Genomic DNA, 13829 nt, shown 5'->3' with positions numbered 1-13829 from the left:
GGGGGTGGGTCGTCGGTGTAGCGCCGGTCAGTTGCCCCGGATGGCGACTGTAGCTTTGTGATAAGCAAGCTACGGTCCGGCCCTGCCAAAGCCACAAGAAGCGGTGCGGGATTGGCGCCAAAGTGCAAAGGCATGAGCCGTGCCGAGCGTTATGCCAACCTCGCGGGGGTAGTCGTCCCGTTCGCGGGCGTTCTGATCGCGATCGTCCTGCTGTGGAACTCGTGGGTCGATTGGATCGACCTCGCGATCTTCGCCGTGATGTACCTCGCGACGGCGATCGGGGTGACCGTTGGCTTCCACCGGCTGCTCACGCACCGGTCGTTCGGGGTCGACCCGTGGCTGGAGCGCACCTTCGCGCGGATGGGGCAGCTCAGCGTCGAGGGCAGCGTCCTGGACTGGGTCGCCGACCACCGCAAGCACCACGCGCACACCGACGTCGAGGGTGACCCGCACAGCCCGCACGTCGGCCACGGCAGCGGGTTGAGCGGCCTCTGGCACGCGCACACCGGCTGGCTGATGGAGACGCAGGGGCAAGCGGACTGGAAGAAGTACGCCCGCGACCTCTACGAAGACCCCAAGATGAAGGCCATCGGCCGTCACTTCCCGGCCTACGTCGTGGCCTCGCTGCTGATCCCGACCGTGACGGGCTACGTCCTACACGGCTTCACCTGGGAAGGCGCGCTGCGCGGTTACATCTGGGGCGGCCTCGTCCGGATCTTCCTCGTCCACCACGTCACGTGGTCGGTCAACTCGGTCTGCCACTACTTCGGCTCGCGCCGCTTCGACATCGAGGACAAGTCCACCAACGTGGCCTGGCTCGCGCTGCCCTCGCTCGGCGAGTCCTGGCATCACAACCACCATGCCTTCCCGCGGTCGGCCAAGCACGGCCTGAAGCCGTGGGAGATCGACCTGTCGGCCTTGTTCATCTCGGGGCTGGCGAAGGTCGGGCTGGCGCGAGATGTTGTCGTCATCGCTCCGGAGCGGCAGGAGGCGAAGGAGCTGGCGCGGGAGAAGGTCCCGGCTTAGGGGGCAGGCGTTGGGTGGTCTGCCGCTGGCTGTTTAGGTGGCGCCGGCGTTTTGGGCGGCGAAGGGCGTGAGGCTGTTGGGGCGTGGCGACCGCTTGGGGTGTGGATCGTCGTGGTCGGCGGGGATTTACAGCCGCATCAAGACATCAGACTCGGCCTCCACGGCGGTCCCTCGACCGCTGGGGTTCGAGGGACCAGGGGTTTCGGAGATCCGGGTCGCTGAGAGCTGCATATACAAGCTCGGAGCGACCCGGACCTCGAAATCGGGATCCGGGTCGTTTTATGGTCGATATACGACGCTAAAACGACCCGGACCCCCAAACGCGCGACCTTCGGGCCCGAACCCTCAAACCCCAAGGCCGACGGACGCCCCTTGAGGCCCGTATTCATGTCTTGATGCCAAAGCCAGCCCGGCCGGCACCACCCCAAGCGACGATCACTCCCGGGCGGTGGCCACGCCAGAAGGCTCTCACCCTTTTGATGAGCCGAAGAACCACCGACGCCCCGCGCCCCGCGCCCCGCGCCCAGCGAGCGCCCCGCACCGGGCGCCGTCAACGCCCGAGCTACGCTGCGCTCTTCGCCTTCGGCTCCGCCGGCTTGCGCCGGCCTGCGTGGGCGATAGGCGCCTCGGCGCGGATCTCGGCGAGCAGCCGCGCGCCGAACTCCTTGTGGGACTCGCCCGGCTGAAGGCCGCCGCCGGCCGGGCGGAAGAAGCGGACCGCGGTGCGCGGGCGCGAGCGTGGAAACTTCGGGATGTCCACCGTCCCGACCACCGAGCAGCAGACGATCGTCGCCTCGGGCACCGCCTCGGCCAACCGACCGAACCCCGAGCGGGCCGGGAGCTCGCGGCCAAGGGAGCGGGTGCCTTCGGGGAACACGCCGATGCACGACCCGGCGCGGAGCTCGTCGAGCGCGCGCTGCATGGCGTTCTGGTCGCCCTTGCCGCGCTCGATCGGGATCTGGCCCATGCCGTCGAGGATCTTGCCCAGGCCGGGCTTCCAGAGCGAGGACTTGGCCAAGGCCTTGATCTGGCGCTTGGGCAGGCCGGCGATGCCGATCGTGACCGTGTCCCAGTAGCTGTCGTGGTTGCCGGCCAGCAGCACGGGGCCGTCCTCGGGCAAGTGCTCCAGACCCGACACCTGCAACCGGCCCCACCACTTCACCGCCGGCGTCGAGGCGGCCATGGCAAGACGGTAGGTGGGCGAGATGGTGGACATGACCACCATCTTGCCCGATCGCCCGGGCTACTGCTGCGCGGAGTCCACGCGCCGCAGCTCGGAGCGGTGAGCGCGTGCGCTGCGCGCCGCCGACGCCGTCGCCCGCACCGCTCGCGCCGCCTTCGCGCCCGTGGCCGTCCAGTCCACCGCCACGAACGGCAGCTTCAACGCCGCCTGCCACGTCGACGCGTCGGTCGTGCCGGTCACCGCGATGCCGTTCGCGGTCTGGATCGCCTTGACCGCGGCGATTGTCGCCGTGTCGTACTTGCCGGTCACGGTCACGTCGGGGTAGGTCTTCGTGAGGTGCTCCTGGAGCCAGATGACCTCGTCGCCCTTGGCGCCCTTGCCGAGCGCCGGATAGCCGGGATCCGGCACCGCGGTGGTCGCGATCGGCGGCTCGTTGAGCACCTTCCAGTGCGCGTTGTCGGTCGCCTGCCACGACCACCAGGACAACCCCTGCGCGCCGTAGGCCGCCCAGAGCTGGCGGAAGCGCCGCAGGTCCGTGGCCGGCGGGTTGTCGTAGGTCTGCCCGATCGGCGCGATCGGCGTCTGGTAGATCCGGTTGTGCGCGAGCGTGTGCGCGCTGATCGTGTCCACCGACCCGCCGATGTCCTTCCAGTAGGCCTGCGGCAGATTGGCCTGCGCGGCGCCCGGCGCCAGGAAGACCGAGTAGGGCAGCGACGGGTGGTAGTCGACGTAGGGGAACGAGGTCAACCCGATGGGGTAGCTCGCCCCGACCGCGGCGCGCACCGCCGACATGTAGGTCTGCGCCGCGCTGTACTTGCCCTCGTAGGAGGACTCGGCGTCGATCACGAAGCAGTCCGCGCCGGCCTGGATCGCCGAGACCGCCACCTTCGCCTCGCCGGCCGGCGAGGACCCGTAGACGAACTGCCACGCGCATGCCTTCAGCCCGTGCTGATGCAGCGCGCCGATCAACAGCGGTGAGAACTGCGACCACGGCGTCGTGCCGTCGCCGGCCTTGACGAACACCGTCGTCACGCCGGCCGCGGCTGCACGCGCCGCGATCGCGTCGACGTCGCCGCCCTCGGTCTTCTCCATCTGCCAGATCCACATGCCGTTGCCGCGGAACGCCACCGGCATCGTCCCGCCGCCGGTCGTCGCGGGCGCGGGCACCGGCTTGGGCTCCGCGAGCACCCGGATCTTCAGCACGTTGGACCGCCGGCCGGCGCTGTCGCGCACCGTGATCTGGACGCTGCCCGGCCGCACGCCCGGTGGCACGCGCGCGACCCAGCCCGCGTTGCCGCGATGCAGCTTGGTGGCGATCGCGCCCTTCGACCACCGGAACGTCACGCGCATCCCGAGCTTCAGCCGCGTGCCCTTCAGCTGGACCTGCTTGCCGACCCGCAGCGCCACGCCGCTCTTGCAGGACGACGCGCTGACCGGAACGCACCGCACGGCCGCGAGCTTCGGCGCGCGCGAGACCGCGGCGTCGGCGGCTGACGGGACGCCGAAGACCCCGACGGCGGCGGCGGTGAGCAGGAGGACCAGACGACGCGACATCGCCTTCGAGACTCGCAGGGACCGTCGAAGTTGCGGTGCCCGGCGTCAGCGCTCGGTCAAGCGGTCCAATAGGACCACCGTTTTGCGCAGCGACTTGCGTTCGGCGGCCGTCAGCTCGCCCGCCAGCGCCTCGGCGAGCCAATGCTCACGTCCGTCGCGCTGCGCGACGAGCTTCTCAAGACCGGCCGGCGCGATCCGCAGCAGCGTCTTGCGGCCGTCGGTCGGATGCGGCTCGCCCGCGATGAAGCCCTCATCCTGCAGCAGCGAGACGGTGCGCGCCATCGACTGCGGCCGCACCTTCTCAGCGGCCGCGAGGTCGCTGGTCGTCATCGGCCCCTCGCGATCCAGCCGCCCCAGCACCGCGGTCTGACCGACGGGCAGGAGGGTGCTTTCCGCCCGCGCGCGCCGCACCAGGCGGCCGAGCGTCAGGCGCAGATCGGAGGCGAGGCGGGCGACGTCGTCGTCGGCATCCGGGGCGGGCGGCATGAGGGAAGCCTAATCATCCGGCCACCACCCAGACGGCACGTGCGCGGACGATCTCCTTGTCGCCCACGCAGAGCGAGCAGTCCGCGAACGACAACGTGCCGCCGACGCGGTCCACCTTCGTGCGCGACTCGATCCAGTCTCCAGGCTTGGCGGGCTTGAGGAAGTCGACGGTCAGCGAGACGGTCGCGCGGTCCTTGCCGTCGTCGGCGTCGGCCTCGATCGCGCGGCCGAGCGCGAAGTCCGCGAACGTCGACAGCAGCCCGCCCTGGACGGTGCCGCGATGGTTGGCGTGGCGTTCTTCGGTCTGGATCGCGAGGACCAGCTCGTCGCCGTCCTCGCGGATCAGGATCGGCCCGACGTGCTCCAGGAACGGGCCCTGGTTTGGGAATGGGGAGAAGCCAGCGGTCTGCGTCGTGCTCATCCCCCGAGCCGCTACCCCGGGATGCGGTGCGTCACGCGGCGTGTGCGCTGCGTCACGCGGCGTTGACGCGGTCCCGCCACGCGATCAGCTCGCGCAGCGGCCCGAGGTCGTAGCCCGTGCCGTCCCCGCCGATGCCGACGATCACGTGCTGGACGCCGGCCGCGACGAGCTCGTCGACGTGCTCGAGGACGTTGCCGTGGATGCCCCACGTGCGCTCGATCTCCGACGGGTTGCGACCCACGTCCGCACAGTGCGCCAACAAGATCTCGTTCTTCTTGGTGAACGTCTCCGCGTCGCCGAAGCCGTGCCACATGTGCGCGTGCTTGGCCACCAACTTGAGCGTCACCTTCTCGCCGCTGCCGCCGATCAGGATCGGGATGTCGCGCAGCGGCGGCGGGTTGAGCTTGGCCAGGCGCGCCTCGATGCGCGGCAGGTCCTCGCGCAGCGCGCGCAGCCGATCCCGCGCCTCGCCGAACTCATAGCCGTACTCGTCGTAGTCGCGCTGGAACCAGCCGGCGCCGATCCCGAGGATCGCGCGCCCGCCCGAGATGTGGTCGATCGTGCGGTGCGCGTCGGCCAGCAGCTCGGCGTTCCTGTAGGAGTTGCAGATCACCAGCGCGCCGATATCCGCGCGCTCGGTGACCTCGGCCATCGACGCCAGCGTCGTCAGCGCCTCGAAGTGCTTGCCGTCCGGCTCGCCGTAGAGCGGGTAGAAGTGATCCCAGGTGAAGATCGTCTCGGCGCCAGCTTCGTCGGCCTCGCGCCACGCCGCACGCATCCCCTCGAAATCGGCGTGTTGAGGCTGGACTTGGACTCCCACGCGGATCGGCATGTGACCGACCCTAGCGATACCGTCTCGGCCACCTGTCGTGCTCCTTACCGCTTTGCTGCAAGGAGGCGCTTGGGAAGCCGATGACCAAGATCGTGGACCCCACGCCACAACAGCGTCCCCTTCGCGTGCTCGTCGTCGACGACGCACCGGACATCCGCGCGCTCTTGCGGGCGATGCTCGGCGACCGCGCCGACGTGCTCGTGCTCGAAGCGTCCGGGGGTGAGGAGGCGCTGAGGCTCGCCGCCGCCGAGCCGCCCGACCTCGCGGTCGTCGACCAGAACATGCCCGGCATGGACGGCGTCACGACCACACGCGAGCTGAAGGCGCTGTTCAGCGACTTGGAGGTGGTGGCGTTCACCGCGGTGCCGGGGGCCGAGCGCCAATTCGCCCAGGCGGGGGCAACGCATCACTTCCTGAAGGACCGCTTCGGGGACCTCGTCGGCTTCATCTCCGAACGCGCCGAGGCAGGCAACGGCCGGTGACCACCGGCGGCGAGGCGCCCGGGTCGGTTGACGCGTCGGGGACCGCCCGTCGCGCACACGAGCTGGCGCTGCTCGTCGACAACATCCGCGACTACGCGATCCTGCTCCTGGACGCCGAGGGCACGATCGTCTCCTGGAACCCGGGCGCGGAGCGGCTCAAGGGCTACGCGGCCGGCGAGATCATCGGCCAGGACTTCTCGGTCTTCTACACCGACGAGGACCGTGCCCAGCAGCAGCCCGCGAAGGCGCTCGAGACCGCCCGCCGCGACGGGAGCTTCGAGGACGAGGGCTGGCGCGTGCGCCGCGACGGCTCCCGCTTGTGGGCACACGTCCTCATCACCACCATCTACGGCGAGGATGGCGCCCTCGTCGGCTTCGGCAAAGTGACGCGCGACCTCACGCAGAGCCGCTTGCACGAGCAGCGCCTGCGCGACAACGCCGCCGCGCTGGCCGCCGCCAACGACGAGCTGGAGCAGTTCCGCCGCCTCGTGCTGGGCGTGCGGGACTACGCGATCTTCCTGCTCGATCCCAGCGGGTGCATCACGACCTGGAACGCCGGCGCCGAGCGCACCAAGGGCTACTCGACCGCCGAGGCGATCGGCCGTCACTTCTCGATCTTCTACACCGAGCCCGATCGCGCTCGCGACCATCCCGCCAACGAGCTGCGGATCGCCGCCGCGACCGGCCGTTATGAGGAGGAGGGCTGGCGCGTCCGCAAGGACGGCTCGCGCTTCTGGGCCAACGTCGTGATCACCGCGCTGCGCGATGACGACGGCACGGTGATCGGCTACGCGAAGGTCACCCGCGACCTCAGCGAGCGCCGCGCCGCCGACGAGGCGCTGCAACAGGCCAACGAGCGCCTGGCGCGCTCCAACCAGGAGCTCGACCGCTTCGCCGCGGTCGCGGCGCACGACCTGCAGGAGCCGCTGCGCACGATCTCGGGCTTCGCGGGCCTGCTGCGCGATCGTCATGCGGATGCCTTGGATCCGACCGCCCTGGACTACCTGGGGCACATCGGCGGCGCCGTCGAGCGCATGTCGCACTTGGTCGACGACCTGCTCGGCTACGCCCGCGCCGCCGAGCCGGCGGAGGGCTCCGGTGCCACCACCGTCCTGATCGGCGCCGTCGCGGCGGTGCTCGACGAGCTTCAGGCGACGATCGAGGCGCGCGGCGCGCGCGTCGAGGTCGACGTCCCGGCAGACGTCCGCGTCCACGCCGAGCGCCGTGACGTCGAGGCCGCGTTGCGCAACTTGTTGTCCAACGCCGTGAAGTTCGCGGCGGGCAACGATCCGCGCGTGTCGGTGAGTGCCGAGCCGATGGGCGACGCGTGGCGCGTGACGGTGCTGGACAACGGCATCGGCATCGACCCAGCAGACCGGCCGCGGCTGTTCGTGCCCTTCGCGCGCTTGAGCAGCGCGTCGGAGTACGAGGGGACCGGGCTGGGCCTGGCGATCGCGCAGCGGGTCGTCGAGCGGAATGGTGGGGCGATTGGCGTGTCGTCGACGGTGGGTGAGGGCAGCCGCTTCTGGTTCACGTTGCCGGCGGCGTAGGGTCGCCGGGCGTTGGTGGCGTTCCGCGCGGGCGTTGGTCGTGGTGCGGGACGGGGTTTGTTGGCAGGCGAGGGCGTGAGAGTGTGGTGGCGTGGCGACCGTCTTCGGTGTGGCTCGTCGCTGGGGTGGTTGTCGGCGCCGGAGCGAACAGCGGGACCCTGGTTTCGGTGATCCGGGTCGCTGCAACCGCAATATGTCCGGCTCAAGCGACCCGCACCGCGATCGATGCGCAGTTAAGAAGCCCCGGCGCTCTGAACCACCCGGGCGACGATCCACGCACGAGGCGGTCGCCACGCCACTCCGCTCTCACGCCCTTGATGTCGTCGTTCGACCTACCGCGCCGGCGCCGTCGCGGCGGCGAGGTCGCGCTCGATCGCGCCCGCGGTGACCAGCAGCGGTGGCAGGAGCGTGTCAACGACGTCCTCGACGGATCGCGTCGCGTGGGCGGAGACGTTGATGGCGGCGACGACGTTGCCGGCGCGGCCGCGGATTGGGGCGGCGATCGAGCGCAGGCCGGCTTCGAGCTCTTGGTCGACGAGCGCGTAGCCCTCGTCGCGGACGCGGTCGAGCTCGGTGTGGAGCGGGCCGACCTCGTGGATCGTCTCCGGCGTCAAGGCCATCAACTCGGTGCGGTCGAGGACGTCGGAGAGCGTCTCCGGCTCCAGGCCGGCGAGGAGCACGCGGCCCATCGATGTCGCGTAGGCCGGGAAGCGCGTGCCGACGGAGATCGCGACGCGCATGATCCGACGGGTGGGCACGCGGGCGACGTAGACCACGTCGGTGCCGTCGAGCACGGACACCGACGAGGACTCGTGGATCTCGTCGACGAGCTTCTCCAGGTGCGGCTGGGCGACCTCGGGGAGCGTTAAGGACGACAAGTACGCGTAGCCGAGCTCCAGCACCTGCGGCGTGAGCTGGAACCGCGTCCCGCTCAGGTGGACGTAGCCGAGCTGCTGCAACGTCAGCAGGAAGCGGCGCGAGGCGGCGCGGGTCAGGCCGGTCGCGCGGGCGACGTCGGAGAGCGTCTGCGGCTCGGGCGCGCTGAGCGCGCGGATCACCGACAGCCCGCGCTCCAAGGACTGGACGAACTGCCGGTCGCGGGGCGGCGCCTCGCTCACTCGACCAGGCCCTCCTCGCGCAGGACCTCCTGCGCCCGCGCGAACGCGGTGTTGGACTGCGGCACACCTGCGTAGACCGCGGTGTGCAGCAAGACCTCGCGGATCTCCTCAGGCGTCAGCCCGTTGCGCAGCGCGGCGCGCACGTGCATCCCGAGCTCGTCCTCAGCGCGCAGCGTGGTGAGGATCGCCAGCGTGATCATCGACCGCTCGCGCCGCGTCAGGCCTTCGCGCGTCCACACGCTGCCCCAGGCCATCTTGGTGATGAAGTCCTGAAAGGGCTCGGTGAAGTCGGTGGTGTTCTCGATCGCGCGATCGACGTGGGCGTCGCCGAGGACCGTGCGGCGCACCTCCATGCCGTCGGCGTGCAGGTCGTCGCTCATGCGGCGTTCGTCTCTCGGTCGAGGTGGTCGGCGATCAGGTCGGTGACGACGTCGGCGCGCTCGACGCTGACGACGTGTGCGCCGGGATCCAGGATCTCCAGGCGCGCGCCCGTGATCGAGGCGGCCAGGCGCTCTTGGTGGTCGGGTGCGATCGCGGCGTCCTGCGCGCCGCCGATGACCAAGGTGGGGGCCTTGATCGCCGCGGCGCTCGCGCGCTCGTCCAGCTCGGCGAGCGCCTCGCAGCAGGCGGCGTAGCCCGCGGGCGGCTGGGAGGCGAGCATCGCGCGCAGCGTGGCGCGCGCATCCGGGTTCGCCTCGGCCCACGGCGGCGTGAGCCAGCGGTTGACCACCATGTCGGCGATCACGTCGACCGTGCCCGCGGCGCGGACGGTCGCCGCGCGCTCGTGCCAAGGTTCCGGCGGACCGAGGTACGCGCTCGTGCAGATCAAGATGAGGTTGTCGATCCGGTCCGGCGCGTGCGCGCCGAGCCACTGGCCGACCATGCCGCCGATCGACACGCCCGCAAACGAGGCGCGCTTGATCTTCAGGTGGTCCATCAACGCCAGCGCGGCCTCGCCGAGACGCGCGATCGAGTACGGCCCGGGCGGTACGGGGGAGGCGCCGTGGCCGAGCTGGTCATACGCGACGACGCGCAACCCATGGTCATTGCGAAGGGCGTCGGCCTGCGGATCCCACATCCGCAGCGTCGTGCCCAGGGAGCCGGCCAGCAGCAGGACGGGCGCGTCGCGTGGGCCGTCGTCCTCGTAGTTGAGGATGTCGGTCATAGCTCTCGCTGCGCGCGGTGGGCGGCCAGCGCGCGATCGACCAACGCGCCCGCCGCGGTCTCGGCCGCGACGAGCCGCTCGGCGGCGGCGACGGCGTCGTCGCCCAGCGCCGTGTCGAGGTTGAAGCGCATGCGCGCGGGGTCGACCTCCAGGCGTTCCAGCAGGTCGCGCAGCCAGGCGACCGTGGAGCCGGTGGCGGCGATCAGCGCGCGCAGCGTCTCCCATTCGGCCTGCCAGGCGCCGGCGGCGCGCTCGTGCTCGCCGGCCATCGACGACAACATGGTCGCGGTCAGGCCGGGCACGCGCGCGGCGCACGCCGCGGTGCTGACGGCCGCGACCGGGTTGGCCTTGTGCGCCATCACCGACGAGCCGCCGCGCTCAGCGCCGTCGGGGTCGGCGCCCTCGCGCGCCTCGCCGACCTCGCCTTGGGCGAGCAAGATCACGTCCTTGGCGACCTTCGCGGCGGCGCCGGCGAGGACCGCCAGCGCGCTGGCAAGCTGCGCGGGGCGGCGGCGGTCGCCATGCCAGGGCAGCGTCGGGTGGCAGAGGCCGAGGTCGTCGGCCATCGCCGTCGCGATCGCGGTTGCGTGCTCGCCGAGCGTCGAGCGGTCGCCCACCGCGCCGCCGACCTGCGCGGCCAGCACGCGCTCACGTACGCGCGTGACTTCAAGCGACGCCTCATCCAGGGCGATCAGCCACCCGGCGGCCTTCGCGCCGAACGTCGTCGGCAGCGCGGGCTGCAACAGCGTGCGCCCGAGGATCGGCGTGACGCGGTGCGTGGCGGTCAGCAGCGCGGCGGCGTCGGCGGCCGCGGCGGCGTCATCCAGCAGCGGGCCCAGCGCGCGGTGGGCGCAGAGCATGAGCGCGGTGTCGACGACGTCCTGGCTCGTCAGGCCGGAATGCAGAGACGGTGCGACTCCGTCGCCGACCTCGGCCCGCATCGCCGCGACCAAGCCGATGACCGGCGTCGCGTGGCGCGCGGCTTCGGCGCCCAGGGCGGCGAGGTCGTACCGCGCGGCGTCGGCCGCGTCGGCGATCGCCTCGGCGTGTTCGAGCGGGATCAGGTCCAGCGCCGCGCGCGCCCGCGCGTGGGATGCCTCGACGTCGAGCATCGCCTGTAGGAACGGGCCGTCTGCGACCGCCGCGGCGGCCTCGCCGCGCGCGAAGATCCCGCCGAGCAAGGCGTCAGATGCGCCCTCCGTAGTGGTGTATGTCGGGTCCTTGGGCATCGTCGCTCGTCCGCGCGATCAGCGTCTCACGCATGCAGCACCACCGCCAAGCCTTGCCCCACGCCGATGCAGATCGCCGCCAGACCGTACCCACCGCCCCGGTTGTGAAGCTCGTGGGCGAGGCGGCCGACGATCCGCGCGCCGGACGCGCCGAGCGGGTGGCCGATGGCGATCGCGCCGCCGCGCGTGTTGACGATCTCGGGATCGAGCTCGGGCCAGTCGCGCAGGCAGGCCAGAGACTGGGAGGCGAACGCCTCGTTCAGCTCGACCGCGGCGAGCTCGCCCCAGCCGATGCCGGCGGCGCGCAGCGCCTTGTTGGCCGCCTCGACGGGGCCGATGCCGAAGACGTCGGGGTCGACGCCGTGCGCGGCCCGGGAGACCACGCGCGCCAGCGGGTCGCGGCCGAGCCGGCCCGCTGCCGCCTCGTCGCCGAGCAGCAGCATCGACGCGCCGTCATTCAAGGGCGAGGAGTTGCCGGCGGTGACCGTGCCGCCGTCCACGAACGCGGCCTTCAGCTTGCCGAGCTTCTCCAGCGACGTGTCGGCGCGGATGCCCTCGTCGCGTTGGAGATCGACGCCCGCGACCGGCACGATCTCGCCGTCGAATATCCCCTCGTCCCACGCGCGCGCCGCCAGCGTGTGCGAGCGCAGCGCGAACGCGTCCTGCTCGTCGCGCGAGATCTTGTAGATGTCGGCGAGCTTCTCGGCGGACGCTCCGAGCGAGATCGTCCACCGCTCGGGCATCTGCGGGTTGACCATCCGCCAGCCGAGCGTCGTGGAGTGCAGCGTGTCGTTGGTGGCCGGGAAGCCCTTGGCGGGCTTGAGCAGCACCCACGGCGCGCGCGTCATCGACTCGACGCCGCCCGCGACGACGACGTTCGCGTCGCCCGCAGCGATCGCCCGCGAGCCCTGGATCGCGGCCTCGAGCGAGGACCCGCACAACCGGTTGACGGCCACGCCGGTGACCGACGTCGGCAGGCCCGCGAGCAGCGCGGCCATCCGCGCGACGTCGCGGTTGTCCTCGCCGGCGCCGTTGGCGTTGCCGAGGATGACGTCGTCGATGTCGGCCGGATCCAGCGCGGGCGTGCGCTCCAGCAGCGCCTTCAGCGCGCCCGCGGCGAGGTCGTCGGGACGGGTGCCCGCCAGCGCGCCGCTGTAACGGCCGAAGGGGGTGCGGACGGCGTCCAGGATGTAGGTGTCGGTGGCGGCGGGCATCAGCGAGCGAGGAGGTCTTTCAGGGCCGCCAGCTCGGCGTCCGTCGGTGGGTCGGTGGTGGCGAGGTCGTCGGCTACGCGCAGCTCCCAGCCGGTCGCGTCGCGCACGGCGTCCACTTCCACGCCCGGATGAATCTGCGTCAGCGTCAGCTCGCCGTCGGCGCCGGGCTCCAGCACGCCGAGGTCGGTGATGACCGCAACCGGCTGCGCCTCGGTGGTCAGGAAGTCGAGCTTGTCGACGAACGTGCGCTTGGAGTGGGGCGCGACGACCATCACGCGGCGGCAGCCGCGCGCGATCTCCGGCGCGCCGCCCGCGCCGGGCAGGCGCGTCTTCGGCGCGTCGTAGTCGCCGATGACCGTGGAGTTCAGCGCGCCGCGGCGATCGACCTGGGCGGCGCCGAGGAACGCGACGTCGACCCGGCCCGGCTGGATCCAGTAGTTGAACATCTCGGGGACCGAGACCACGAAGTCGGCCGTGGCCGCCAGCTCGCCGTCGCCGATCGACAGGGGGATCTTGCGCGGCTTGGCGCCGATCGTCCCCGACTCATACACCAACACCAAGTCCGGGTTGATGATCTCGCGTGCCAGGATCGCCGCCGTCGAGGGACGGCCGACGCCGATGAACACCGACTCGGCGTCGGTGAGCTGCCGCGCCGCGACGATCGTCTGGACCTCGCCCGAGCTGGCGTCGCTCACAGGACGTGCTCCTCCATGTAGGCCTTGAACTCGTCGCGGTCGCGGGAGACCTTGTCCCACAGCTTGTAGAAGTCGTTGTCGCGGTCGGTCAGGCCGTGGGCGTAGGACGGGTAGGCGCCGTTGGGCGCCTCGGAGACTGCGTCGATCACCCACGACGGCAGGAACACGCCGCCCGGGCGGGGCTCCAGCTCGTCGACGATCCGCTCGACGGTCACCAGCGAGCGCTTGGCCGCCAGCACCGCCTCCTTCTGCACGCCGGGGATGCCCCAGAGCTGGACGTTGCCGCGGCGATCGGCCTCTTGGGCGTGGACGATCGCCACGTCGGGCGCCAGCGCGGGGACCGCCGCCAGCTCCTCGCCGGTGAACGGGCAGGTGATGAACTTGACGTTGGTGTGGGCGACCAGGTCGGTCCCGGAGTAGCCCTTCAACATCCCGAACGGCAGACCCGCGGCGCCCGCGGCATAGCGATTGGCCATGCCCGCATGGGAGTGCTCCTCGATCTCGATCGGGTGCGGCCAACCGTGCTCGACGGCGTCGCGGACGCGGTGCAGCGACCCGACGCCGGGGTTCCCGGCGTAGGAGAACACCAACTTGCGCGCGCAGCCCATGCCGACCATCTGGTCGTAGAGGACGTCCGGCGTCATCCGGATCAGCTCGAGGTCCTTGCGGCCTTGGCGGATCAGCTCGTGTCCCGCGGCGAACGGGATCAGGTGGGTGAAGCCCTCCAGGGCCACGGCGTCCCCGTCATGGACGAGGTCGGCGATGGCATCGCGCAGAGGGACAGTGTGTGCGCCATGCGTACGATTGATCACAATGCGCACACCACGGTATAAGCTTGCGCCGAACGGCGTCAAGCCGAGGTCATTGCGAGAGC

General features: G+C 71.2%; 15 protein-coding genes. 3 read left to right on the top strand and 12 right to left on the bottom strand.

The features are described 5' to 3' along the window. Window positions 1-132 precede the first annotated feature (132 nt). Window positions 133-1026: an acyl-CoA desaturase gene (locus tag ACT01A_RS03200; protein WP_445150801.1), complete on the top strand. Its 894-nt coding sequence runs from the start codon at window positions 133-135 to the stop codon at window positions 1024-1026. A 562-nt stretch (window positions 1027-1588) separates the two neighbouring features. On the opposite strand, the gene ACT01A_RS03195 is transcribed toward ACT01A_RS03200, so the two are convergent. From ACT01A_RS03195 to ACT01A_RS03175, 5 genes are read right to left on the bottom strand one after another with little or no spacing between them, the layout of a single operon-like run. Then, window positions 1589-2242, bottom strand: a complete 654-nt coding sequence (locus ACT01A_RS03195) for a lysophospholipid acyltransferase family protein (RefSeq protein WP_445150800.1) — start codon at window positions 2240-2242, stop codon at window positions 1589-1591. Between the two features lie 27 nt (window positions 2243-2269). Further along, window positions 2270-3763 carry a peptidoglycan-binding domain-containing protein gene (locus ACT01A_RS03190; protein ID WP_445150799.1) on the bottom strand — a complete coding sequence of 498 codons (1494 nt, stop codon included), beginning with the start codon at window positions 3761-3763 and terminating at the stop codon, window positions 2270-2272. Between the two features lie 45 nt (window positions 3764-3808). Beyond that, window positions 3809-4249: a MarR family winged helix-turn-helix transcriptional regulator gene (locus tag ACT01A_RS03185; protein WP_445150798.1), complete on the bottom strand. Its 441-nt coding sequence runs from the start codon at window positions 4247-4249 to the stop codon at window positions 3809-3811. 13 nt (window positions 4250-4262) lie between these two features. Beyond that, on the bottom strand, window positions 4263-4670 hold the full coding sequence (locus tag ACT01A_RS03180) for a PaaI family thioesterase (RefSeq protein ID WP_445150797.1): 408 nt from the start codon (window positions 4668-4670) through the stop codon (window positions 4263-4265). 52 nt (window positions 4671-4722) lie between these two features. Further along, window positions 4723-5502, bottom strand: coding sequence for an LLM class F420-dependent oxidoreductase (locus ACT01A_RS03175; RefSeq protein WP_445150796.1), 780 nt, complete (start codon window positions 5500-5502; stop codon window positions 4723-4725). 80 nt (window positions 5503-5582) lie between these two features. On the opposite strand from ACT01A_RS03175, the gene ACT01A_RS03170 reads away from it, so the two are divergent. Together ACT01A_RS03170 and ACT01A_RS03165 are read left to right on the top strand one after the other, a co-directional pair. Then, the gene (locus ACT01A_RS03170; protein ID WP_445150795.1) at window positions 5583-5984 is read left to right on the top strand and encodes a response regulator; all 402 of its coding nucleotides are present in this window, start codon (window positions 5583-5585) and stop codon (window positions 5982-5984) included. Continuing rightward, the gene (locus ACT01A_RS03165; RefSeq protein ID WP_445150794.1) at window positions 5981-7534 is read left to right on the top strand and encodes a sensor histidine kinase; all 1554 of its coding nucleotides are present in this window, start codon (window positions 5981-5983) and stop codon (window positions 7532-7534) included. The genes ACT01A_RS03170 and ACT01A_RS03165 overlap by 4 nt, the downstream gene beginning before the upstream one ends. 332 nt (window positions 7535-7866) lie before the next feature. Here ACT01A_RS03165 and ACT01A_RS03160 read toward each other — a convergent pair whose 3' ends face one another. Genes ACT01A_RS03160 through ACT01A_RS03130 form a run of 7 tightly spaced genes read right to left on the bottom strand, consistent with a single transcriptional unit; the run spans window position 7867 to window position 13689 of the window. Next, the gene (locus tag ACT01A_RS03160; RefSeq protein WP_445150793.1) at window positions 7867-8652 is read right to left on the bottom strand and encodes an IclR family transcriptional regulator domain-containing protein; all 786 of its coding nucleotides are present in this window, start codon (window positions 8650-8652) and stop codon (window positions 7867-7869) included. Beyond that, the gene (pcaC, locus tag ACT01A_RS03155) at window positions 8649-9032 is read right to left on the bottom strand and encodes a 4-carboxymuconolactone decarboxylase (RefSeq protein ID WP_445150792.1); all 384 of its coding nucleotides are present in this window, start codon (window positions 9030-9032) and stop codon (window positions 8649-8651) included. The genes ACT01A_RS03160 and pcaC overlap by 4 nt, the downstream gene beginning before the upstream one ends. After that, a complete protein-coding gene (gene pcaD, locus ACT01A_RS03150; RefSeq protein ID WP_445150791.1) occupies window positions 9029-9817 on the bottom strand; it encodes a 3-oxoadipate enol-lactonase in 789 nt (262 codons plus the stop codon). The genes pcaC and pcaD overlap by 4 nt, the downstream gene beginning before the upstream one ends. Then, window positions 9814-11046, bottom strand: a complete 1233-nt coding sequence (locus tag ACT01A_RS03145; protein WP_445150790.1) for a lyase family protein — start codon at window positions 11044-11046, stop codon at window positions 9814-9816. Before ACT01A_RS03145 ends, pcaD begins: the two co-directional genes overlap by 4 nt. 26 nt (window positions 11047-11072) lie before the next feature. Continuing rightward, window positions 11073-12260, bottom strand: a complete 1188-nt coding sequence (locus ACT01A_RS03140; protein WP_445150789.1) for a thiolase family protein — start codon at window positions 12258-12260, stop codon at window positions 11073-11075. Beyond that, window positions 12260-12955 carry a CoA-transferase subunit beta gene (locus tag ACT01A_RS03135; protein WP_445150788.1) on the bottom strand — a complete coding sequence of 232 codons (696 nt, stop codon included), beginning with the start codon at window positions 12953-12955 and terminating at the stop codon, window positions 12260-12262. Before ACT01A_RS03135 ends, ACT01A_RS03140 begins: the two co-directional genes overlap by 1 nt. Beyond that, window positions 12952-13689: a CoA transferase subunit A gene (locus ACT01A_RS03130; protein WP_445150787.1), complete on the bottom strand. Its 738-nt coding sequence runs from the start codon at window positions 13687-13689 to the stop codon at window positions 12952-12954. The genes ACT01A_RS03135 and ACT01A_RS03130 overlap by 4 nt, the downstream gene beginning before the upstream one ends. Window positions 13690-13829 lie beyond the last annotated feature (140 nt).

This window comes from Baekduia sp. Peel2402 (genome assembly GCF_052567285.1).
Note: the sequence above shows the minus strand (reverse complement) of the source record. Positions and strands in the feature narration are given on the sequence as shown.